Source organism: Streptomyces sp. SID12488 (assembly GCF_010548275.1).
GTDB lineage: Bacteria > Actinomycetota > Actinomycetes > Streptomycetales > Streptomycetaceae > Streptomyces.
Window position 1 is genome coordinate 219626 of sequence record NZ_JAAGLT010000007.1, and the last position, 23746, is coordinate 243371.

General features: G+C 69.9%; 19 protein-coding genes and 1 tRNA gene. 19 read left to right on the plus strand and 1 reads right to left on the minus strand.

Going from position 1 to position 23746, the window contains the following annotated elements:
* From G3I56_RS14375 to G3I56_RS14395, 4 genes are all read left to right on the plus strand, one after another.
* Positions 1–984 carry a carbohydrate kinase family protein gene (locus G3I56_RS14375; protein ID WP_164409347.1) on the plus strand — a complete coding sequence of 328 codons (984 nt, stop codon included), beginning with the start codon at positions 1–3 and terminating at the stop codon, positions 982–984.
* A 61-nt stretch (positions 985–1045) separates the two neighbouring features.
* Positions 1046–1912 (plus strand): methylenetetrahydrofolate reductase [NAD(P)H], encoded by an 867-nt coding sequence (metF, locus tag G3I56_RS14380; protein ID WP_164409348.1) that lies wholly within the window; start codon positions 1046–1048, stop codon positions 1910–1912.
* Positions 1913–2051: 139 nt separating this feature from the next.
* The gene (locus G3I56_RS14390; RefSeq protein ID WP_164409349.1) at positions 2052–3824 is read left to right on the plus strand and encodes a biotin carboxylase N-terminal domain-containing protein; all 1773 of its coding nucleotides are present in this window, start codon (positions 2052–2054) and stop codon (positions 3822–3824) included.
* A gap of 107 nt (positions 3825–3931) precedes the next feature.
* The gene (locus G3I56_RS14395; RefSeq protein ID WP_164409350.1) at positions 3932–4825 is read left to right on the plus strand and encodes an alpha/beta hydrolase; all 894 of its coding nucleotides are present in this window, start codon (positions 3932–3934) and stop codon (positions 4823–4825) included.
* A 501-nt stretch (positions 4826–5326) separates the two neighbouring features.
* On the opposite strand, the gene G3I56_RS14400 is transcribed toward G3I56_RS14395, so the two are convergent.
* Positions 5327–5398: transfer RNA gene (locus G3I56_RS14400), tRNA-Arg, on the minus strand.
* A 184-nt stretch (positions 5399–5582) separates the two neighbouring features.
* Here G3I56_RS14400 and G3I56_RS14405 point away from each other — a divergent pair.
* The 15 genes from G3I56_RS14405 (at position 5583) to glyA (ending at position 23684) form a co-directional block, all read left to right on the plus strand.
* Positions 5583–6059, plus strand: coding sequence for a response regulator (locus tag G3I56_RS14405; RefSeq protein WP_164409449.1), 477 nt, complete (start codon positions 5583–5585; stop codon positions 6057–6059).
* A 233-nt stretch (positions 6060–6292) separates the two neighbouring features.
* Positions 6293–7315: an ArgS-related anticodon-binding protein NrtL gene (nrtL, locus tag G3I56_RS14410; protein ID WP_164409351.1), complete on the plus strand. Its 1023-nt coding sequence runs from the start codon at positions 6293–6295 to the stop codon at positions 7313–7315.
* A gap of 41 nt (positions 7316–7356) precedes the next feature.
* On the plus strand, positions 7357–8748 hold the full coding sequence (gene lysA / locus G3I56_RS14415) for a diaminopimelate decarboxylase (RefSeq protein WP_164409352.1): 1392 nt from the start codon (positions 7357–7359) through the stop codon (positions 8746–8748).
* Positions 8749–8897: 149 nt separating this feature from the next.
* Complete coding sequence (locus G3I56_RS14420) at positions 8898–10190, plus strand: homoserine dehydrogenase (RefSeq protein WP_164409353.1); 1293 nt, start codon at positions 8898–8900, stop codon at positions 10188–10190.
* 6 nt (positions 10191–10196) lie between these two features.
* A complete protein-coding gene (thrC, locus tag G3I56_RS14425; RefSeq protein WP_164409354.1) occupies positions 10197–11255 on the plus strand; it encodes a threonine synthase in 1059 nt (352 codons plus the stop codon).
* 310 nt (positions 11256–11565) lie between these two features.
* The gene (gene thrB / locus G3I56_RS14430) at positions 11566–12495 is read left to right on the plus strand and encodes a homoserine kinase (RefSeq protein ID WP_164409355.1); all 930 of its coding nucleotides are present in this window, start codon (positions 11566–11568) and stop codon (positions 12493–12495) included.
* A gap of 531 nt (positions 12496–13026) precedes the next feature.
* Positions 13027–15117, plus strand: coding sequence for a transcription termination factor Rho (gene rho / locus G3I56_RS14435; protein ID WP_164409356.1), 2091 nt, complete (start codon positions 13027–13029; stop codon positions 15115–15117).
* A 192-nt stretch (positions 15118–15309) separates the two neighbouring features.
* Entirely contained in the window at positions 15310–17070 is a 1761-nt protein-coding gene (locus G3I56_RS14440; protein ID WP_343239944.1) for a trypsin-like serine protease, read from the plus strand.
* Positions 17071–17277: 207 nt separating this feature from the next.
* The gene (locus tag G3I56_RS14445) at positions 17278–18384 is read left to right on the plus strand and encodes an LCP family protein (protein ID WP_164409358.1); all 1107 of its coding nucleotides are present in this window, start codon (positions 17278–17280) and stop codon (positions 18382–18384) included.
* A 254-nt stretch (positions 18385–18638) separates the two neighbouring features.
* Positions 18639–18863 carry a 50S ribosomal protein L31 gene (gene rpmE / locus G3I56_RS14450; RefSeq protein ID WP_164315309.1) on the plus strand — a complete coding sequence of 75 codons (225 nt, stop codon included), beginning with the start codon at positions 18639–18641 and terminating at the stop codon, positions 18861–18863.
* A 104-nt stretch (positions 18864–18967) separates the two neighbouring features.
* On the plus strand, positions 18968–20044 hold the full coding sequence (gene prfA, locus G3I56_RS14455) for a peptide chain release factor 1 (protein WP_164409359.1): 1077 nt from the start codon (positions 18968–18970) through the stop codon (positions 20042–20044).
* A gap of 87 nt (positions 20045–20131) precedes the next feature.
* Positions 20132–20971 (plus strand): peptide chain release factor N(5)-glutamine methyltransferase, encoded by an 840-nt coding sequence (gene prmC / locus G3I56_RS14460; protein ID WP_164409450.1) that lies wholly within the window; start codon positions 20132–20134, stop codon positions 20969–20971.
* A 53-nt stretch (positions 20972–21024) separates the two neighbouring features.
* The gene (locus tag G3I56_RS14465) at positions 21025–21672 is read left to right on the plus strand and encodes an L-threonylcarbamoyladenylate synthase (RefSeq protein ID WP_164315312.1); all 648 of its coding nucleotides are present in this window, start codon (positions 21025–21027) and stop codon (positions 21670–21672) included.
* On the plus strand, positions 21669–22349 hold the full coding sequence (locus G3I56_RS14470) for a protein-tyrosine-phosphatase (protein ID WP_164409360.1): 681 nt from the start codon (positions 21669–21671) through the stop codon (positions 22347–22349). The genes G3I56_RS14465 and G3I56_RS14470 overlap by 4 nt, the downstream gene beginning before the upstream one ends.
* 81 nt (positions 22350–22430) lie before the next feature.
* Positions 22431–23684, plus strand: a complete 1254-nt coding sequence (gene glyA, locus G3I56_RS14475; RefSeq protein ID WP_164409361.1) for a serine hydroxymethyltransferase — start codon at positions 22431–22433, stop codon at positions 23682–23684.
* Positions 23685–23746: the final 62 nt, after the last annotated feature.

The window sequence follows — 23746 nt, forward strand, 5'->3', positions numbered from 1 at the left end:
ATGCGGATCGCGGTCACCGGCTCCATCGCCACCGACCATCTGACGGTCTTCCCCGGCCGGTTCACCGAACAGCTCATCGCCGATCGGCTGGACACCGTCTCCCTGTCCTTCCTCGTCGACGACCTGGAGGTACGCCGAGGAGGAGTCGCCGCGAACATCTCCTTCGGTCTGGGCCTCCTCGGTCTCACCCCCGTACTGGTGGGCGCCGCCGGCACGGACTTCGCGGAGTACGACGTCTGGCTGCGCGTCCACGGCGTCGACACCGGCTCGGTGAAGGTGAGCCGGACCCGCCACACAGCCCGCTTCATGTGCACGACGGACGCCGACCAGAACCAGATCGCCGTCTTCTACGCCGGAGCCATGAGCGAGGCCCGCGACATCGCGCTCTCCGATGTCGCGGCCCGTGTCGGCGGACTCGACCTGGTGGTGGTGGCCCCCGACGACCCGGCGGCCATGGCGCGGCACACCGCCGAGTGCCGGGCGCTGGGCATCGCCCGGGTCGCCGACCCCTCGCAGCAGCTGGCTCGTCTCATCGGCGACGAGGCGCGCCAACTCGTCGACGGCGCCCAGCTGTTGTTCACCAACGAATACGAGGCCGCGCTGCTCCAGGAGCGCACCGGCTGGACCGAGAAGCAGGTCCTCGACCGGGTCGGCACCTGGATCGTCACCCGCGGCGGCTCCGGTACGACCGTCAGGGCCGGTGGTGCCACAGCCCTCACCGTCCCCGCCGTACCGACCGAGCGCATCGCCGACCCGACGGGCGGCGGCGACGCCTTCCGCGCCGGATACCTCGCCGGCCTGGGCCGCGGTCTGTCACCGGAACGCTCGGCCCAGGTCGGCTCCGCCCTGGCGACCACCGTCCTGGAGACGATCGGCACCCAGGAGTACAAGCTGGTCCCCGCCGAGTTCTCGACCCGTGTCGCCGACGCGTACGGACCAGTGGCGGCAGCGGAGATCGCGGCACGAGTGGTGGGCCGGGGATGAACGAAAGGCCGGGCACGGGCACCGACCGTTCCGCCGCCCCGCGCGAAGCGGGGAGAGGCTCATGACGACGTTCTCCTTCGAGTTCTTCCCGCCCCGCACCACGAAGGGCGAACGCACCCTCTGGGACGCCATCCGGCGGGTGGAGGCCCACCACCCCGAGTTCGTCTCCGTCACCTACGGGGCGGGGGGCTCCTCACGCGACCGGACGATCGACATCACCAGGCGCATCGCGGCCGAGACGACCTTGCGTCCCGTCGCCCACCTCACCGCGGTCGGTCACTCCGTCGCCGAGCTGCGCCACATCATCGGCATGTACGCGGATGCCGGCATCCGCGACGTACTGGTGCTGCGCGGAGACCCGCCCGGCGACCCCAGGGGCCGCTGGACAGCACACCCGCAGGGTTTCACCTACGCACAGGAACTCGTCGAACTCGTGCGATCCCTGGGTGACTTCACGATCGGTGTGGCCGCCTTCCCCGAGCGGCATCCGCGATCGGCGGACTGGGAGTCGGACATCCGGCACTTCGTGGCGAAGTGCTGCGCCGGTGCCGACTACGCCATCACGCAGATGTTCTTCCGGACCGAGGACTACCTGAGGCTGCGCGACCGGGTCGCTGCCGCGGGCTGCGACATTCCGATCATCCCGGAGATCATGCCCGCCACCGACGTACGCCAGATCCGCCGCTTCGCCGAGTTGTCCGGCGCCACCTTCCCCGAGGACCTCGCCCACCGCCTCGAAGCTGCGCGCGACGACCCCGTCGCAGGGCACCGCGTCGGAGTCGAGCACGCCACCGCCATGGCGGAACGTCTCCTCGGCGAAGGCGCGCCCGGGCTGCACTACATCACCCTGAACCGCGCCACCGCCGCCCTCGACGTTCACCGCAACGTCCAGACCTCAAGGAGCCTCAGTGGCCACGGACTTCGCTGACTTCAAGGCCGCTGATCTCTCCCTGGCCGAGTTCGGCCGCAAGGAGATCACTCTCACCGAGCACGAGATACCCGGCCACTGCAGCTACTGAGACCACTCACCCGACGTCCGCGTTTTCTGGGGAGAGGGAGCCTCAATCGTGCGCAAGGTGCTCATCGCCAACCGTGGCGAAATCGCTGTCCGCGTTGCCCGGGCCTGTCAGGATGCCGGGATCGCGAGCGTGGCCGTGTACGCCGACCCGGACCGGGACGCGCTTCATGTGCGTGCCGCGGATGAGGCGTTCGCTTTGGGCGGTGACACCCCGGCGAGCAGTTATCTCGACTTCGCCAAGGTGTTGCAGGCCGCCAAGGACTCGGGGGCGGACGCGATCCATCCCGGGTACGGCTTCCTCTCGGAGAACGCCGACTTCGCCCAGGCAGTCATCGACGCCGGCCTGACCTGGATCGGCCCGCCCCCACAGGCCATCCGTGACCTCGGCGACAAGGTCGCCGCCCGCCACATCGCCCAGCGTGCCGGCGCCCCCCTGGTCGCCGGCACCCCCGACCCCGTCTCCGGCGCCGACGAGGTCGTCGCCTTCGCCCAACAGCACGGCCTGCCCATCGCGATCAAGGCCGCCTTCGGCGGCGGCGGACGCGGCCTCAAAGTCGCCCGGAATCTCGAAGAGGTGCCGGAGCTGTTCGACTCGGCGGTCCGCGAGGCCGTGGCCGCGTTCGGACGCGGCGAATGCTTCGTCGAGCGCTACCTCGACAAACCCCGCCACGTGGAGACCCAGTGCCTGGCCGACTCCCACGGCAACGTGGTCGTCGTCTCCACCCGCGACTGCTCCCTGCAGCGCCGCCACCAGAAACTGGTCGAGGAGGCCCCCGCCCCCTTCCTGTCCGAGGCGCAGGTCGCGGAACTGTACGCGTCGTCCAAGGCCATCCTGAAGGAAGCCGGCTACGTCGGCGCCGGGACCGTCGAGTTCCTCGTCGGCACCGACGGCACGATCTCCTTCCTCGAGGTCAACACCCGCCTCCAGGTCGAACACCCCGTCACCGAGGAGGTCGCCGGCATCGACCTCGTCCGCGAAATGTTCCGCATCGCCGACGGCGAACCACTCGGCTACGGCGACCCCGAACTGCGCGGTCACTCCATCGAGTTCCGCATCAACGGCGAGGACCCCGGCCGCGGCTTCCTGCCCGCCCCCGGCACCGTCACCACCTTCACCCCACCCTCGGGTCCCGGTGTCCGCCTCGACGCGGGCGTCGAGTCCGGCAGCGTGATCGGCCCGGCCTGGGACTCACTCCTCGCCAAGCTGATCGTCACCGGCGCCACCCGCGCCCAGGCCCTCCAACGGGCCGCCCGTGCGCTGGCCGAGTTCCAGGTCGAGGGCATGGCCACCGCCATCCCCTTCCACCGCAAGGTCGTCACCGACCCCGCGTTCGCACCCGAACTCACCGGCTCCGACGCTCCGTTCACGGTCCACACCCGGTGGATCGAGACCGAGTTCGTCAACGAGATCCCCGCCTTCGCCGTGCCCGCCGACATCGAGGCGGACGAGGAGGCAGGCCGCGAGACCGTGGTCGTCGAGGTCGGCGGCAAGCGCCTGGAGGTCTCGCTGCCCATCTCCCTGGGCATGTCCCTGGCCCGCACCGGCCTCGCCGCCGGCGCCAAACCCAAACGCCGCGCCGCCAAGAAGACCGGCCCGGCAGCTTCCGGAGACACCCTCGCCTCCCCGATGCAGGGCACCATCGTCAAGGTCGCCGTCGAGGAAGGCCAGGAAGTCAAGGAAGGCGACCTCATCGTCGTCCTCGAAGCCATGAAGATGGAACAGCCCCTCAACGCCCACAAGACCGGCACCATCAAGGCCCTCGCCGCCGAAGTCGGCGCCTCCCTCACCTCCGGCGCCCCCATCTGCGAAATCATGGACTGAGCAGAAACAGCCGTAGGGCACAAGGCATACGACCAGCCCGCCGCCGCCGGCCCACCCCTCTCACCGCAGGAGCAGTCATGGCCACTCGGCCTCGTCCACATGAGCCCATGACTGCGCCGGCAGTAGGAGGAGGCGAGCCCGGTTCAGTCCGCAGGGTCACCGTCGACGCCGACGGACTGCCCCTGTCCGCACTGCTCAGCGAACCGGAACACGGGCCTGCGCGTGCCGTGGTGGTGGCCCTGCACGGCGGCGGGCTGAACGCCCGGTACTTCGACGCCCGGACGCGCCCGGGCCTGTCGCTCCTCAACCTCGGGTCGAGCCTCGGGTACACCGTGCTCGCCCTCGACCGCCCCGGCTACGGCCTGTCCGCCGAACGCCTGCCACTGGGCCAACGTCTGGTGGACCAGGCCGCGTCCGTCCGCGCGGCACTCCAGGACTTCGCCTCCCACCACGCCACCGGCGCGGGAATCCTGCTCCTCGCGCACTCCTTCGGCGGCAAGGTGGCACTCGGAGCCGCCGCAGACCTCGCCGACGAGAACCTGCTCGGCCTGGATCTGTCGGGCATCGGCCATGTGTACGAGGGCGACTGGCGCGACCTGTCCGACGCCACGCGGAGCGGCAGCTGGCGACGGAACTGGGGCCCGTTGCACCTCTATCCGCCGGGCACGTTCCGCCCGGGCGGTGTCCCGGCCGAGCCGATGCCTGCCCAGGAGAGCGCGGACGCCGCCCGCTGGCCCGACCGCTTCCACGAACTGGCGTCACGTGTCCGGGTACCGGTGCGGCTGACCTTCGCGGAGCACGAGTCGTGGTGGCGGCACGACCCGGCCACGCTCACCGAGCTGACCGGCGCCTTCGGGGCCGCCCCACGTGTCGTTGTCGACCGCCAGCCGGACGCCGGTCACAACATCAGCCTCGGCTGGGCGGCACGCTCGTACCACCTGCGTGTTCTCGCATTCCTCGAAGAGTGTCTTGTGCGACGTGAGGTCAACCAGGGCTTGTGACCCTGCGGGCGGCACTCGGTCACCCGAGGGTTCCCAAGGCGACGCCGATATGCGCGCAGCCCGCACCGCGATCATCAGCGGCGTCGCCAGCCCGCGGTTCCCTGATCTCCTCCCAGGTACTCAGGGCCCTGCCGCGGCGACGCTCACACCCTCAACGCCCGCCCTTCCGGGCACGCTCTTCCCCGGGCCCGCGCGCCTGAAGGTGTTCGCGGTCTACGGCCCGGCCATGGGGCCGGCGCTGCTGCTTCCCGGTGAACCTGTCGGTGTGGACCTGCCTGCTCTACGAGCCGTTCGCCGCGCCGATGGCCACGTCCATCGCCGCAAAGTGCAGCTCCCCACCGGCTTTCCCCAGGGCCATACCCGAGCTGCCAGGGACCGACCCGCACACCAGATGAACGTGTGCCGGGGCATTCGGTGCCACCGATACCACCCGCACACACGCGAAGACCCCGTCCTCAGCTGAAGCGCTGATGGCGGGGTCTTTAGGCACCTCATTCAAGGTGCCCCCGGCAGGATTCGAACCTGCGCACACGGCTCCGGAGGCCGTTGCTCTATCCCCTGAGCTACGGGGGCGTGTCTGGCGCGTTGCGCGGTGACGAGTAGAACCCTACCAGCTCGTTCGGGGTGATCAGGAACGGGTTTTGGAGGTCGTGGCAGACCCGGCCGGCGCCCGATCGTGCTCGTGGAAGTGGGGAAAAGCCGGACGCGGTGGCCGGTCTGGACCTACCCTCGAGTTGTGCCAGGCGTGTCCGGTCGGGTGCTTGTTGTGGACGACAACAAGGTCATCCGGCAGCTGATCAGGGTCAACCTCGAACTGGAGGGTTTCGAGGTCGTGACCGCGGCTGATGGTGCCGAGTGTCTGGATGTCGTCCATCAGGTGTGCCCCGATGTCGTCACCCTCGACGTCGCGATGCCTCGCCTCGACGGTCTGCGCACCGCCGCCCGGCTGCGTGCCGATCCCCGGACGCGCGACCTGCCCCTGGCCATCATCAGCGCCTGTACGCAGTACGAGGTCGAGGCCGGGCTCCAGGTCGGCGTCGACGCGTTTCTCGCCAAGCCCTTCGATCCCGCCGAACTCATCAATCTTGTACGGGAGTTGGCCGAGCGCGGGCGGGATGACGCTTCGTTCGAGAGTGCCCTCGGGCCGCCCCTGGGACCGCCGCTCGGACCAGCCGTTGGCTCCCTCGGTGCCCCTACTGAGGCCGAGCGCGCCGGACGAGGCGCCGTCGGCTGACCCGGGTATCGCTCCGCCCCCTTATATCTCGGCACCGTTCGGTCCCGAACAAGGGCACCGCCCCGCCGTAACCCCGGACCCTGTAACCCTGCAACCCCGGCATCGTCCACCCCGCGCCCGTACTCCCGCACGCCCCCGTCCACGTCCGCCCCCTCCGTCCACATACCGGAACAGCCGCCCCAACCCTCAAACCCAGTCGCCTACCCACCCCCTTCCTCCCATACGCTTGTCCCGTGACCCCCGTCGAGCTCTCCCGTACCGTGCTGTGCGCGGTACGTCGTGCGGTCGACGCGGGAGAGCTGAGGGTCGCCGTCCCCGCACGTGCCGTCGTCGCCGCGCCCGGACCCGGTGGTTCCGGGGACTACGCCACGAACATCGCGCTGCAGCTGGCCAGGCCCGCCGGGCGCACCCCCCGTTACGTCGCCGAAGTCCTGCGCGAGCGGATCAGTGCCGCCCCCGGTGTCCGTGGCGTCGAGATCACCGGGCCCGGATTCCTCAACATCAGCCTCGACAGCGCCGCCCCCGCCGCCCTCGTACGCGAGATCCTCACCCAGGGCCCGCGCTACGGACACAGCGACGCCCTCGCCGGTCAGGTGCTGTCGGTACGGCTGCCCGTCGCGCACGAACCCCGGGCCGAAGCCGTCGCCGACGCGCTCGCACGCATCCTCGCCACCCAAGGTGCCCGCATCCATCTCCATCGCGGCACCGGCACCGGCACTGGCACCGGCACCCATGAGGGTGAGGGTGAGATCCTCGACCTCCGCACCCTTCCACCCGCCCCCGGCGACCCCACCCCCCTCGGGCCCGACGCCGCCCGCTGGGCCCTCCTCCATCCCGCGCCGCGCGACCGGCCCCGTATCGGCGCCGAGCATCTTGGCCAGCGGGAGAGCAACCCCCTCTTCCGGGTGCGTTACGCCCACGCCCGTACCCGTGCCCTCGGCCGCAACGCCGCCGACCTCGGCTTCACCGCGTACGCCGGTGACCTCACCGACGTACCGCCTTCGCTTCTCGCTCTCCTCGCCGACCACCCCCGCCTGCTCCTCGGCGCCGCCACCCACCGCGCCCCGGACCGGCTCGCCCGGCATCTCGTCACCCTCGCCGATGCCACGCTCGCCTTCCTTCCCACCGTGCTGCCGCTCGGCGACGAGAAACCCTCGGCCGCCCACCGGGCCCGGCTCGCGCTCGTCGAAGCCGCCGGGACGGTGCTGGCCGGCGGCCTGTCCCTGCTCGGTATCGACGCACCCGAATACCTTTGACATCGAAATACCTCTGACATCACCGAGGAAGCCGCACAGCCATGAGCCGTTCCGCACACCCCGCCGGGCCCCGTCACGCCGATGTGCTGCCCGAGGGTCATCCCTCCGCGCCGCCCGCCGACCTCAACCACCTCGACCGGAAGGTCTGGGCGTCGACCGTCACCCGTACGCCCGACGGTGTCGTCAGCGTCGGCGGGATTGAGGTGACCCGGCTCGCCGAGGAGTTCGGGACCCCCGCCTACCTCCTCGACGAGACGGACTTCCGCGAGCGCGCTCGTGCGTGGCGTACCGCCTTCGGGGCCGACGCCGACGTCTTCTACGCGGGCAAGGCGTTCCTCTCGCGTGCCGTCGTGCGGTGGTTGCACGAGGAAGGGCTCAACCTCGACGTCTGTTCCGGGGGGGAGCTCACCACCGCGCTCTCCGGCGGTATGCCCGCCGACCGCATCGCCTTCCACGGCAACAACAAGTCCGTTCATGAAATCGAGACCGCCATTCGCGCCGGGGTCGGGCGGATCGTGCTCGACTCCTTCCAGGAGATCGTGCGCGTCGCGCACGTCGCGCAGTCCCTCGGCAAGCGGCAGCGCGTGCAGATCCGTATCACCGTCGGGGTCGAGGCCCATACGCACGAGTTCATCGCCACCGCCCATGAGGACCAGAAGTTCGGCATTCCGCTGGCCGGCGGTCAGGCCGCCGAGGCCGTGCGGCGGGCGCTTCAGCTCGATGGGCTCGAGCTGATCGGTATTCACTCGCACATCGGGTCTCAGATCTTCGACATGTCGGGCTTCGAGGTCGCCGCGCATCGTGTCGTGGGGCTGCTCAAGGACATCCGCGACGAGCACGGGGTCGAGCTGCCCGAGATCGACCTCGGGGGCGGGCTCGGTATCGCCTACACCAGCGACGACGACCCGCGCGAGCCGCACGAGATCGCCAAGGCGCTCAACGAGATCGTCGCCCGGGAGTGCGAGGGCGCGAAGCTGCGCACCCCTCGTATCTCCGTCGAGCCGGGGCGCGCCATCGTCGGGCCCACCGCCTTCACGCTGTACGAGGTCGGCACGATCAAGCCGCTCGACGGGCTGCGTACGTATGTCTCCGTGGACGGCGGGATGTCCGACAACATCCGGACCGCGTTGTACGACGCCGAATACAGCGTCGCTCTCGTCTCCCGGACCTCCGAGGCGGCGCCCATGCTCGTCCGGGTCGTCGGCAAGCACTGCGAGAGTGGGGACATCGTCGTCAAGGACGCCTTCCTGCCCGCCGACCTGGCGCCGGGTGACCTCATTGCCGTACCGGCGACCGGTGCCTACTGCCGGTCCATGGCCAGCAACTACAACCACGCCCTCCGTCCGCCCGTCGTCGCGGTGCGGGACGGGGAGGCTCGGGTGATCGTCCGGCGCGAGACCGAGGAGGATCTTCTCCGGCTCGACGTGGGGTGACGGCCGAATCCCGGAAAGCGGCGGAAGATCTCCTGTCTTCCGCCGCCCGGAAAACGAAATAGACATCTCACGATCCGGACGATGGGTAGAAACTTCAGTCCGGTGAGTGAGACTTATGAACCGTAGACGGTATGAGGAAACGAGGTCGGATGATGCGTACGCGTCCGCTGAAGGTGGCGCTGCTGGGCTGTGGGGTTGTCGGCTCAGAGGTGGCGCGCATCATGACGACGCACGCCGACGATCTCGCCGCGCGCATCGGTGCTCCCGTCGAGCTCGCCGGGGTAGCCGTGCGGCGGCCCTCCAAGGTGCGCGAAGGCATCGACCCCGCCCTCGTCACCACCGACGCCACCGCCCTCGTCAAACGCGGCGACATCGACGTGGTCGTCGAGGTCATCGGCGGTATCGAGCCCGCGCGCTCCCTCATCACCGCCGCTTTCGAGCACGGCGCGTCGGTCGTCTCCGCCAACAAGGCCCTCCTCGCCCAGGACGGCGCCGCCCTCCACGCCGCCGCCGGCGCCCATGGCACGGACCTTTATTACGAGGCCGCCGTCGCCGGTGCCATCCCGCTCATCCGGCCGCTGCGCGAGTCCCTCGCCGGTGACAAGGTCAATAGGGTGCTCGGGATCGTCAACGGCACCACCAACTTCATCCTCGACAAGATGTACTCCACGGGGGCCGGCTATCAGGAGGCCCTCGACGAGGCCACCGCCCTCGGGTACGCCGAAGCCGACCCGACCGCCGACGTCGAGGGGTTCGACGCCGCCGCCAAGGCCGCCATCCTCGCCGGAATCGCCTTCCACACGCGCGTGCGGCTCGACGACGTCTACCGCGAGGGCATGACCGAGGTGACCGCCTCAGACTTCGCCTCCGCCCGGAACATGGGCTGCACCATCAAACTGCTCGCCATCTGCGAGCGGGCCGGGGACGGCCAGTCCGTCTCCGCGCGCGTGCACCCGGCCATGATTCCGCTGACGCACCCGCTCGCCTCCGTGCGCGGCGCCTACAACGCGGTGTTCGTCGAGTCCGACGCCTCCGGTCAGCTGATGTTCTACGGGCCCGGGGCCGGCGGTGCGCCGACGGCCTCCGCCGTGCTCGGTGACCTCGTCGCCGTGTGCCGCAACCGGCTCAGCGGGACGACCGGGCCGGGCGAGTCGGCGTATGCCGCGCTGCCCGTTTCGGGTATGGGCGATGTGGTCACTCGCTATCACATCAGCCTTGACGTCGCCGACAAACCGGGCGTTCTCGCCCAGGTGGCCACCGTGTTCGCCGAGCACGGTGTTTCCATCGATACGGTTCGGCAGACGGGCAAAGACGGCGAGGCGTCCCTCGTCGTCGTCACCCATCGTGCGTCCGACGCCGCCCTGGGCGGAACAGTCGAGGCGTTGCGCAAGCTCGACACCGTGCGGGGTGTCGCCAGCATCATGCGGGTTGAAGGAGAGTAACCAGCAATGACCCACCAGTGGCGCGGAATCATCGAGGAGTACCGGGACCGGCTGCCCGTCTCCGCCAGCACGCCGGTCGTGACGCTCCGGGAGGGCGGCACGCCCCTCGTCCCCGCGCAGGTGCTCTCCGAGCGCACGGGCTGCGAGGTCCACCTCAAGGTGGAGGGCGCCAACCCGACCGGGTCCTTCAAGGACCGCGGTATGACCATGGCCATCACCCGGGCGAAGGAAGAGGGCGCGAAGGCGGTCATCTGTGCCTCCACGGGCAACACGTCTGCCTCCGCCGCCGCCTACGCCGTGCGCGCGGGCATGGTCTCGGCCGTTCTCGTACCGCGGGGCAAGATCGCCCTGGGCAAGATGGGGCAGGCGCTGATCCACGGCGCCAAGATCCTCCAGGTCGACGGCAACTTCGACGACTGCCTCACCCTCGCCCGCTCGCTGAGCGACAACTACCCTGTGGCGCTGGTGAATTCGGTCAACCCGGTGCGTATCGAGGGGCAGAAGACGGCCGCCTTCGAGATCGTCGACATGCTCGGCGACGCGCCCGACATCCACGTCCTGCCGGTCGGCAACGCGGGCAACATCACCGCGTACTGGAAGGGCTACACCGAGTACGCCGTCGACGGCATCGCCCGGCGCACCCCGCGCATGTGGGGGTTCCAGGCGGCCGGCAGTGCCCCGATCGTGCGCGGCGAGATCGTCAAGGACCCCTCGACGCTCGCCACCGCGATCCGCATCGGCAACCCGGCCTCCTGGAAGCAGGCGCTGGCCGCACGCGACGAGTCGGGCGGCCTCATCGACGAGGTGACGGACCGTGAGATCCTGCGCGCCTACCGGCTGTTGGCCGCGCAGGAGGGCGTTTTCGTCGAGCCGGCGTCCGCCGCGTCCGTCGCCGGTCTGCTGAAGCTGGCCGAGCAGGGCAAGGTCGACCCGGGCCAGACCATCGTCTGCACGGTCACCGGAAACGGCCTGAAGGATCCGGGCTGGGCCACCGAGGGCGCACCGCAGCCGGTCGTCGTCCCGGTGGACGCCGCGACCGCCGCCGAGCGACTCGGACTCGCGTAGACCGGGTACTGATCGCCTAACCGGGGTACTCCCTACCGAGTCCCTACGGCGGGTGCACAGGGGGCTTACGACACGCATCGTGCGCCTCCTGTGCGCCCTATGTCGCCACAGAACCTTCCTTCGATAAGCTGGGGTGAACCCGCCCGCCGCATATGCCTCCGCGCGTATGGCACGGCGCCGCGTTGCTCCAGCGGCCTGAGGGTCTCCCCGTAGGTCCTCAGCCGTTCTTCCAGTAGCCGTTCTCCAGTGTCGTATCGCATGTCATCGAAAGTCTTCGACGAATTCGCAGCTCAAGGAGAGTCATCGAGCGATGGCCGGTCCAGCGTTCCGAGCCGCCGCCGTCCGGGTGCGCGTCCCCGCCACCAGCGCCAATCTCGGTCCGGGCTTCGACGCCCTGGGCCTGTCGCTGGGGTTGTACGACGACGTGGTCGTCCGGGTGGCCGACTCCGGGTTGCACATCGACATCGCGGGTGAGGGAAGCGAGACCCTCCCACGCGACGAGAACCACCTCCTCGTACGATCCCTGCGCACCGCCTTCGACCTGCTCGGCGGACAGCCGCGCGGCCTCGAGATCGTGTGCGCCAACCGCATTCCGCACGGGCGGGGACTCGGGTCCTCCTCCGCCGCCATCTGCGCCGGCATCGTCGCGGCGCGAGCCGTCACCATAGGTGGCGACAGCCGTCTCGACGACGAGGCGCTGCTCGAACTCGCCACCGAGATCGAGGGGCACCCCGACAACGTCGCGGCCTGTCTTCTCGGCGGGTTCACGCTCTCCTGGATGGAGGCCGGAGCCGCCCGGGCCATCAGGATGGAACCCGCCGGCTCCGTCGTTCCGGTGGTGTTCGTCCCCGGGAACGCGGTGCTCACGGAGACCGCGCGCGGCCTCCTGCCGCGCACCGTCCCGCACGTCGACGCCGCGACCAACGCGGGGCGCGCCGCCCTGCTCGTCGAGGCTCTGACCAGGCGCCCCGAGCTGTTGCTGCCGGCCACCGAGGACCGGCTTCACCAGGACTACCGCGCCCCGGCCATGCCGGAGAGCGCGGCGCTGGTGGAGCGGCTGCGGGCCGACGGCATCCCCGCGGTGATCTCCGGCGCCGGACCGACGGTCCTGGCGCTGGCCGACGAGGCGACCGCCGACAAGGTCTCCCGGCTGGCGGGCGACGGCTGGGCCGCCAACCGGCTCGGACTCGACGCCCGGGGAGCGAGCGTTCTGCCGCTCGCGGCCCCCGGAGAGAGTTAGGCGACGACATCAACGGGGCACGCACCAGGGGACTTGCGACGTCCGGCGTTGTCACGTTCCGCGCCGTATCCGACAGCGCGTACGGCGCCGTCTCCGGCACTGCCACATTCAACGCTGCGACATTCAACTACATACGGTTGCCGGATTTGGAGAGGGGGAATGTTTGTTGGATCCGGTAGTGTTAACCTCAAGTCTGCACCCGACCCCACCATGGCGAGGTGCTTTGTGTCCCCGTCCGGGACAGACTTTCTTCCGGGAGCCCCCCAAGCCACTCTGTGTTTCATGCGGCGTTCGTTTCGTCGTGTGCAGGCGCTGAGCGGCATTCAGGGCACGCTCCGGAACCGGTGTTACCAAGCCACCTGACACAGAACTCAGTGTCACGGCTTTGGGAAACGCCATCACCAGAAACCTCTTCCGCCGCTTCGGCGGACCACCGCCCCGGCACGGTCCACTCATGAAGGACCGCAGCCGGACAGCAAAACCGGTCGCCGTGCCAGACAGGCCGACGTCCGCTCCAGGGAAGGACCCTTCGTGAGCGACACCACCGATCTGATGGGCGCACGTGTCGAGGAGACCGCTGCGGCGCCCTCCACGGACGCCTCCGCGCCTGCCACGGGTGCCGGCTCCCGGCGGCGCCGCGGTACCGGCCTCGACGGCATGGTGCTGGCCGAGCTGCAGCAGGTCGCATCCGGCCTCGGTATCAAGGGCACCGCGCGGATGCGCAAGAGCCAGCTGATCGAGGTCATCAAGGAGGCGCAGGCCGGGGGCGGGACCCCCAAGGCCGCCGCTGCCCCCGCCGGGGACGCCGCCGAGACCAAGCCCAGGCGCCGCGCCACCTCCAAGGCCCGTACGGGCGAGGACGCCGCGCCCGCCGCCGCCGAGAAGAAGGCGGCCGTGCAGGTCGTCGAGGCGCCCGCCGAGAAGGCCGTGGCCCAGCAGCAGATCGAGATTCCTGGCCAGCCTGCCAGCGAGGATGCCCCGGCCGAGCGCCGTCGGCGTCGCGCCACCGCCGAGGCCGGCAGCCCCGAGACGATCGTCGCCGAGGTGCAGAGCGAGCCGAAGGCCGAGACGCAGGCCGACGCCGACGCCGACGGCCGCCAGGGCCGCCGCGACCGCCGGGACCGCGGCGACCGCGGCCGGGACCGCGACCGCCGGGGCAACAAGAGCGACGAGCAGCAGGGCGGCGCCCAGCAGCGCGGGACCCAGCAAGGCCAGCAGAGCCAGCAGGGCCAGCAGCAGACCGGCGGTCGTCAGGACCGTCCGGACCGCGCCGAGCGCCAGGACCGTCCCGAGCGCCAGGACCGTCAGGACCGTCAGCAGCGGGACACCGGGCCGCGCGACACCGGCCCACGCGACAACGGACCTCAGGACGACGACGACTTCGACGGCGGCCGTCGCGGCCGTCGCGGACGCTACCGCGACCGCCGGGGCCGGCGTGGACGCGAGGAGTTCGGCCCGAACGAGCCGCAGGTCGCCGACGACGACGTCCTGATCCCTGTCGCGGGCATCCTGGACATCCTCGACAACTACGCCTTCATCCGTACGTCGGGCTACCTGCCGGGCCCCAACGACGTGTACGTCTCCCTCGCCCAGGTCCGCAAGAACGGCCTCCGCAAGGGCGACCACGTCACCGGCGCGGTCCGTCAGCCGAAGGACGGCGAGCGCCGCGAGAAGTTCAACGCGCTGGTGCGCCTGGACTCCGCGAACGGCATGGCCGCCGAATCGGGCCGTGGCCGCCCGGAGTTCAACAAGCTGACGCCGCTGTACCCGCAGGACCGTCTCCGTCTGGAGACGGACCCGGGCATCCTCACCACCCGCATCATCGACCTCGTCGCGCCGATCGGTAAGGGCCAGCGCGGTCTGATCGTGGCCCCGCCGAAGACCGGCAAGACCATGATCCTGCAGGCGATCGCCAACGCGATCACCATCAACAACCCCGAGTGCCACCTGATGGTCGTCCTGGTCGACGAGCGTCCGGAAGAGGTCACCGACATGCAGCGGTCGGTGAAGGGCGAGGTCATCTCCTCGACCTTCGACCGCCCGGCCGAGGACCACACCACGGTCGCCGAGCTCGCCATCGAGCGTGCCAAGCGCCTGGTGGAGCTGGGCCACGACGTCGTCGTACTGCTCGACTCGATCACGCGTCTGGGCCGTGCGTACAACCTCGCCGCCCCGGCCTCCGGCCGCATCCTGTCCGGTGGTGTCGACTCGACCGCCCTGTACCCGCCGAAGCGCTTCTTCGGTGCGGCCCGCAACATCGAGGACGGCGGCTCGCTGACCATCCTCGCCACCGCGCTGGTGGACACCGGGTCCCGCATGGACGAGGTCATCTTCGAGGAGTTCAAGGGCACCGGCAACGCCGAGCTGAAGCTCGACCGGAAGCTCGCCGACAAGCGCATCTTCCCGGCGGTGGACGTCGACGCGTCCGGTACCCGTAAGGAAGAGATCCTGCTCGGCAGCGACGAGCTCGCCGTCACCTGGAAGCTGCGCCGGGTGCTGCACGCGCTCGACCAGCAGCAGGCGATCGAGCTGCTTCTCGACAAAATGAAGCAGACGAAGTCGAACGCCGAGTTCCTGCTCCAGATCCAGAAGACGACGCCGGGCGGCAACAACAACGACTGACGGTCGGTAAAAGGCCGGTAAGCAGTCCACAAAGGGCCATCCCCTGTTACGGGGGTGGCCCTTTGTGCTGTATGGGACACGTGTACGATCGCGCTCTTCGGGCCGATTCTCGTGATGTGCCCGAACTAACGATCCCTAGGGGGGACTTGAGTGGGTATATCCCTGTCCGGTGAAGGCCGCCACAGACGCCGTGTGCGGATCGCCGTTCCCGTGATCGCCGCCGGCCTCGCCGCCGCGGTCACCGGTGCCCTGATGATGTCGTCCGCGAACGCCGCCACCGCCCTGCCGAAGCCCACCGCAGACCTGAGCCGCAGCGCGCCCAGCGCCGCCGAGCTGAAGCAGCGCGTCGCGGACGCGGCCACCGGCGACGACACCCTGGCTTCCAAGAAGGCGGCGTTCACCGCCGGCACTGTCGGCGGCACCAAGGGCGCGAAGATCATCGGCGGTTCGACGACCACCATCTCGGCGGCGCCGTTCATGGCCCAGCTCTGGTACGTCGACACCAAGGGCACGACCGCCACCGGCGACGACGTCCGCTTCTTCTGCGGCGGCGCCGTCATCGCGCCGACGAAGATCCTGACCGCCGCGCACTGTGTCAAGGGCTACAACTGGAAGGCCAACGGCGCCGTCATCACCGGTACCGCGACGCTGCCGGACGCCGACGGGAACACGGACGGGGTCGAGGCCGCCGTCTGGCGCCAGTGGAACAACCCGTCGTACAACACGACGACGTTCGACAATGACATCGCCGTCCTGACGCTCGACCGCCCCGTCACGGCCGCGCCGATCCGCATGACGACGTCCGGCGACACCACCTCCTACAAGGCGCTCACCGACGCCAAGGTCTACGGCTGGGGGCGCACCACCTCCACCACCCAGGACATCTCCGCGACCCTGAAGACGGCCACGCTGCCCATCCAGTCCGACGCCACGTGCACGGGCAAATACGGCAGTGGCTTCGTCAAGGGACACATGGTCTGCGCGGGCAAGCCCGCCACCGGCAGCGACACCGGTACCACCACGACCTGCAACGGCGACTCCGGCGGCCCGCTCGTGGTCGCGGGCAAGGTCGTGGGCGTCGTCTCGTGGGGTGTGACGAACTGCGTCGAGAAGGGCGCCTACAGCGTCTTCTCGAAGGTCACCTCGTACGTCGGCGCCGCGTACCCGCGGGTCGAGGACGCGAACCTCAGCGGTGACCAGATGGCCGACCTGTGGCTGCGCCGCGCCTCCACCAAGATCGGCTACGAGCGGGACTCCAAGGGGACCAGCTTCGCCGCGAGCGTGTCCTGGGGCAACTGGGACGGCGTCAACGCCGTCCTGCAGACGGACCTGAACCGGGACGACTACCAGGACCTGGTGCTCCGCGACAGCACCTCGGGCGCCGTCTACTGGACGCACTACGTGCCCAAGCCCGACGGCAGCGCCGGAACCTGGGCCACGAAGCAGCTCTTCGCCAACTGGAAGACCCGCACCCGGATCATCACCCCCGGTGACGTCACCGGCGACTACAAGCCCGACATCCTCTCGGTCGACTCCTCGGGCGCCCTGTGGATCTACCCGGGCAACGGCAACGGCACCTTCGGGTCGCCGACCAAGGTCTCCACCGGCTGGAACCAGTACAACTCGATCGTCGGCCACGGCGACTTCAACGGTGACGGCAAGGCCGACCTGCTCGCCCGGGCCAAGACCGGCTCGGTCGGCTACCTCCTCAAGGGCAACGGCAAGACCGGCTCCCAGGCCTTCGCGGCCCGGGTCAAGGTGCGCACCTGGGACAGCTACAACACCCTGGTCACCCCCGGCGACCTGACCGGCGACGGAAAGGCCGACTTCCTGGCCCGTACGCCCGCCGGGAAGATGTACCTCTACCCGGGCACCGGCAAGGGCACCAGCGAGATTTTCGGCACACCGAAGGTCGTCGGAACCGACTACAAGCAGTTCGACATCCTCGGCTGAACCCGCAGGTGAACGGGGTCTTCTGAGCGATTCGCGAGGAACGTCCCGCCCGTTCGGTCACACACTGTGCCCTTCGCACCACGCGAAGGGCACAGCGCGTTGTGCAACCCTTTTTCCGTAATGACCGTCTGACTGACTGGTTACGACGGGAAAAGGACTGGCCCTGAAAGCAGGGGGTAACCGACCGGACGACACCGAAGGAAGCACATGTCCGCCGAGAGCAATCCGTTCGATCCGGCGAAGCCGGCGAAGAGGGGCAGCCGCCGCAAGCCCCGCGGCAAGCACTCCAGGGCGCTGCTCGTCACCGCCTGGATCGCCGCTGCCATCGTCGTGCTCGGCGGCACCGGTCTCGGATACGTGTACTTCAAGCTCAACGGCAACATCAAGAGCGTCGACATCAACCAGGTCCTCGGCACCGACCGCCCCACGAACGTCGACAACGGCTCCGAGGACATCCTGGTCCTGGGCTCCGACACCCGCTCCGGCGCCAACAAGAAGCTCGGCGGCGGCGCGGACGACGGCAGTGCCCGGTCGGACACCGCGATGATCGTCCACGTGTACGAGGGCCACAAGAAGGCCAGTGTGGTCTCCATCCCCCGGGACACCCTCGTCGACCGCCCCCTGTGCACCGACACCAAGGGCGTCACGCACGACGCGGCCACCGGCGTGATGTTCAACTCCGCGTACTCCACGGGGGGCGCCGTCTGCGCGGTGAAGACCGTCGAGGCGCTCACCGGGATCCGTATGGACCACTACGTCGAGGTCGACTTCACCGGCTTCCAGAAGCTCGTCGACGAGCTGGGCGGAGTACAGGTGACCACGACCAAGGACATCAAGGACTCCGACAGCCACCTGAACCTGAAGGCCGGTACGCACAAGCTGAACGGCAAGCAGGCCCTCGGCCTGGTCCGTACCCGCCACGGCGTCGGTGACGGCTCCGACCTGGGCCGTATCCAGCTCCAGCAGGCGTTCATCAAGGCCCTCGTCGACCAGATCAAGGACGTGGGCGTCCTGACGAACCCCAAGAAGCTCTTCGACCTGGCGGACACCGCCACCAAGGCCGTCACGACAGACTCCGACCTGGGCTCGGTCCGCTCCCTGACCTCCTTCGCGACGGGCCTCAAGAGCATCAGCTCCGCCCACATGACCATGGTCACCATGCCGGTCGAGTACGACCCCGCGAACCCCAACAGGGTCATAGTCGACAAGGCCAAGGCCCGCCTGGTCTGGACGGCTCTGAAGAACGACCAGCCGATCCCGGCAGCCGCGACCAAGGGCACGGCAAAGGGAGACGCGGCAGGCGTGGTCAGCTAAAAGCGGGGGCGCAGCCCCCTGCTTTTCAGGGGCGCGGGGAACTGCGCGACAAGCCACAGCGCACCCGCAGACGCACACGGGCGATGCCACGCCACCCCGAATCGCGCCCCATCCCGGCCCCCAGGGAATACATAAGCGCAGCCCCCGGTTTTGGGGGATGCGCCCAGTCCTGGCAGACTGGTACGTCGGCCCCGGTTCACGCACCCGCATCCCGCGGAGGCGACCCGGAGCCCTCCCGAAACTAGGAGAACCCCTTGAAGCGCGAAGTCCACCCCGAGTACGTCGAGACGCAGGTCAGCTGCACCTGTGGCGCGTCGTTCACCACCCGCAGCACGATCACGAGCGGCAACATCCGCGCCGAGGTCTGCTCCGAGTGCCACCCGTTCTACACGGGCAAGCAGAAGATCCTCGACACCGGTGGCCGCGTGGCCCGCTTCGAGGCCCGCTTCGGCAAGGCCGCTGCCGGCTCCACGAAGTAGCGAGGCACCAGCGCCGGTCCATGGATGCCCCCCCGGGGCGTACCTGGACCGGCGTTTTTGGTCGCCCGCCGTCCCCCACGCACCACACGTTTTCAGGAGCCCCCATGTTCGAGGCCGTCGAGGAACTGCTCACCGAGCACGCCGACCTGGAGAAGAAGGTCGCCGACCCGTCGGTCCACGCCGACCAGGCCAACGCGCGCAAGCTCAACAAGCGCTACGCCGAGCTGACCCCGATCGTCACGACCTACCGCTCCTGGAAGCAGACCGGGGACGACATCGGCACGGCGAAGGAGTTCGCCGTCGACGACCCCGACTTCGCCGCCGAGGTCAAGGAACTGGAGAAGCTGCGCGAGGAGCTCACCGAGAAGCTCCGCCTGCTGCTCGTTCCCCGTGACCCCAACGACGACAAGGACGTCATCCTGGAGGTCAAGGCCGGCGCCGGCGGCGACGAGTCCGCCCTGTTCGCCGGGGACCTCCTGCGGATGTATCTCCGCTACGCCGAGCGCGTCGGCTGGAAGACCGAGATCATCGACGCCACCGAGTCCGAGCTGGGCGGCTACAAGGACGTCCAGGTCGCGGTGAAGACCAAGGGCGGCCAGGGTGCCACCGAGCCCGGCCAGGGCGTCTGGGCCCGCCTGAAGTACGAGGGCGGGGTGCACCGCGTACAGCGCGTGCCCGCGACCGAGTCCCAGGGCCGGATCCACACCTCCGCGGCCGGTGTCCTCGTCACTCCCGAGGCGGAGGAGGTCGACGTGGAGATCAACCCCAACGACCTCCGCATCGACGTGTACCGCTCCTCCGGTCCCGGCGGCCAGTCCGTCAACACGACCGACTCCGCGGTGCGCATCACGCACGTTCCCACCGGAGTCGTCGCCTCCTGCCAGAACGAGAAGAGCCAGCTGCAGAACAAGGAGCAGGCGATGCGTATCCTGCGCTCCAGGCTCCTCGCGGCAGCCGTGGAGGAAGCGGAGAAGGAGGCCGCCGACGCCCGCCGCAGCCAGGTCCGCACCGTCGACCGCTCCGAGAAGATCCGTACGTACAACTTCCCGGAGAATCGCCTCTCGGACCACCGCGTCGGATTCAAGTCGTACAACCTCGACCAGGTGCTGGACGGCGACCTCGACGCCGTCATCCAGGCCTGTGTCGACGCGGACTCCGCAGCGAAGCTCGCGGCAGCGTAAGCCCCGTACGAGCCCCGTACGAGTGACGAGTACCGGAGGACCAGCGTGCAGCAGAACATTGGGGGACGGCCCCCGAGCCCCCGCAGCTTGCTGCTCGCGGAGGTGGCCCAGGCCACCCAGCGGCTGGCCGACGCGGGCGTGCCCTCGCCGCGCAACGACGCGGAGGAGCTCGCCGCGTTCGTGCACGGCGTGAAGCGCGGCACGCTGCACACCGTCAAGGACATCGACTTCGACGCCCGCTACTGGGAGGTCATCGCCCGCCGCGAGGCCCGCGAGCCGCTCCAGCACATCACCGGACGCGCCTTCTTCCGCTACCTGGAACTCCAGGTCGGGCCGGGCGTGTTCGTGCCGCGTCCCGAGACCGAGTCGGTCGTCGGCTGGGCGATAGACGCGGTCCGCGCGATGGACGTCGTCGAGCCGCTGATCGTCGACCTGTGCACCGGTTCCGGCGCCATCGCGCTCGCCCTCGCCCAGGAGGTCCCGCGCTCCCGGGTGCACGCCGTGGAGCTGTCCGAGGACGCCCTGGCGTGGACGCGCAAGAACATGGAGGGGTCCAGGGTCGACCTGCGGCAGGGCAACGCCCTGGACGCCTTCCAGGACCTCGACGGCCAGGTCGACCTGGTCATCACCAACCCGCCGTACATCCCGCTCACGGAGTGGGAGTACGTCGCCCCGGAGGCCCGGGACCACGATCCCGAACTCGCCCTGTTCTCGGGCGAGGACGGCCTCGACCTCATCCGGGGCCTGGAACGCACCGCCCACCGTCTGCTGCGTCCCGGCGGCGTCGTCGTCGTCGAGCACGCGGACACCCAGGGCGGCCAGGTGCCGTGGATCTTCACCGAGGAGCGGGGCTGGGCCGACGCGGCCGACCACCCGGACCTCAACAACCGCCCGCGCTTCGCGACCGCCCGCAGGGCAACGCCGTGAGCGACACCCAGACTTCCTACCCCCAGCAGTACGTGTACGAGGAGGCCCGCTAAATGGCTCGGCGATACGACACCAACGACGCGACCGACCGCACGACCGGTCTGCGCGAGGCCGCGTCCGCCGTCCGCCGCGGCGAACTGGTGGTCCTCCCGACCGACACGGTCTACGGCATCGGTGCCGACGCGTTCTCCTCCGAGGCCGTCAACGACCTGCTGGAGGCGAAGGGCCGTGGCCGTGGCATGCCCACGCCCGTCCTGATCGGCTCCCCGAACACCCTGCACGGCCTCGTCACGGACTTCTCCGAGATGGCCTGGGAACTCGTCGACGCCTTCTGGCCCGGCGCGCTCACGCTCGTCGCCAAGCACCAGCCGTCGCTCCAGTGGGACCTGGGGGACACCCGTGGCACGGTCGCCGTACGCATGCCGCTGCACCCGGTGGCCATCGAGCTGCTGACCGAGGTCGGCCCGATGGCGGTCTCCTCCGCCAACCTGACGGGCCACCCGTCCCCCGAGGACTGTGACGCCGCCCAGGAGATGCTCGGCGACGCGGTCTCCGTCTACCTGGACGGCGGCCCCACGCCCGGAATCGTCCCGTCGTCGATCGTCGACGTCACGGGCAAGGTGCCGGTCCTGCTGCGCGCGGGCGCGCTGTCGGCCGAAGAGCTGCGCAAGGTGGTCCCCGACCTCGAGGTGGCGAATTGACAGCCCCTGACGCGGGGCGTGGCATAGGCATGCGTACGGGGGTCACGGGGGCTCAGCAGTGGAACGGGGCCTCGCGGGACGCCTTCCGCATCCTCTATGTCAGCACCGGCAACGTCTGCCGCTCACCGATCACCGAGCGGCTGACGAGGCATGCCCTGGCGGACCGGCTCGGCGACCCGCTGTGGGGCGGCCTCATCGTGGAGAGCGCCGGTACGTGGGGCCACGAGGGCGCGCCCATGGAGGCCAACGCGGAGGCGGTCCTCGCGGAGTTCGGCGCGGACCCCTCCGGCTTCACCGGGCGCGAGCTGCTCGACGAGCACGTCATCCGGGCGGACCTGGTGCTGACGGCCACGCGGGACCACCGCCAGCAGGTCATCTCCATGGGCCACTCGGCGGGCCTGCGCACCTTCACGCTGAAGGAGTTCACCCGCCTGGTGAAGGCGATAGACCCGGCGACCCTGCCCCCGCTGGACGACGGCATGATCGAACGTGCGCGCGCACTGGTCCGCGCCGCGGCGGCTCTACGCGGGTGGCTCCTGGCGCCCACCGCGGAGGCGGACGAGGTGTACGACCCGTACGGGGCGCCCCTGACGTTCTTCCGGTCGATCGGGGACGAGATACAGCAGGCGCTGGACCCGGTGGTGACGGCACTGACGGGAGTCGCCGCGCGTACGTAGGCGGTTCTCAGATGCACCGGGCGCACCCGCTCTCCCAGGCCTACATTGGACGTACGTCAACGTCGATGCCCGGAGTCCACCATGTCGGTCACGCGTGCCCCTGAGGGCGATCTCGCCGTTGATGTGCTGCGCCGGCAGGACCCCGAGCTCGCCGAGGTGCTGCTCGGGGAGGCCGAACGGCAGGCGACGACGCTCCAGCTGATCGCCGCCGAGAACTTCACCTCGCCGGCCGTGCTGGCCGCGCTCGGCTCACCGCTCGCCAACAAGTACGCCGAGGGATATCCCGGTGCCCGGCACCACGGCGGCTGCGAGATCGTCGACGTCGCCGAGCGCGTCGCCGTGGAGCGTGCCAGGGCGCTGTTCGGCGCCGAACACGCCAACGTCCAGTCCCACTCCGGGTCTTCGGCCGTACTGGCCGCCTACGCCGCCCTCCTGCGCCCCGGTGACACCGTCCTCGCCCTCGGGCTGCCCCACGGCGGTCACCTGACGCACGGGTCGCCCGCCAACTTCTCCGGGCGCTGGTTCGACTTCGTCCCCTACGGGGTCGACCCGGAGAGCGGCCTCATCGACTACGGGCAGGTGCGCGCCCTAGCCCGTACGCATCGCCCCAAGGCCATCGTCTGCGGGTCCATCGCCTACCCCCGGCACATCGACTACGCCGTCTTCCGCGAGATCGCCGACGAGGCGGGCGCCTACCTCATCGCCGACGCCGCCCACCCCATCGGGCTCGTCGCCGGGGGAGCGGCGCCCAGCCCGGTGCCGTACGCCGACATCGTCTGCGCGACGACCCACAAGGTGCTGCGCGGACCGCGCGGTGGGCTGCTGCTGTGCGGCGCCGAGCTGGCGGAACGGGTCGACCGGGCGGTTTTCCCGTTCACGCAGGGGGGCGCGCAGATGCACACGATCGCCGCCAAGGCCGTCGCCTTCGGCGAGGCGGCGACCCCGGCCTTCACGGCGTACGCCCATCAGGTGGTCGCCAACGCCCGGGTGCTGGCGGCGGGGCTGGCCGCCGAGGGGTTCGTGGTGACGACAGGGGGGACGGACACGCATCTGATCACGGTCGACCCGGCGCCCCTGGGAGTGGACGGACGTACCGCGCGAGGGCTGCTTTCCGCCGCAGGAGTGGTGCTGGACTGCTGTCCGCTGCCCCACGGGGAGGCGCGCGGGCTGCGGCTCGGGACGGCCGCGCTGACCACCCAGGGGATGGGGGAGGCCGAGATGGCACGGATCGCGGTGCTGCTGGCGGGTGTGCTGCGTGGGGCTGCCGGGAGCGGTGGGGTGCGTGAAGAAGTTCGGGAGCTGGCCGGTAGATTTCCGCCGTATCCCGGGCGATGAGGGGTAGTCGTCAACGTGTGCACAGGCGCGCGTGCAACCATCTTCGCTACCCGGAAGTCCCT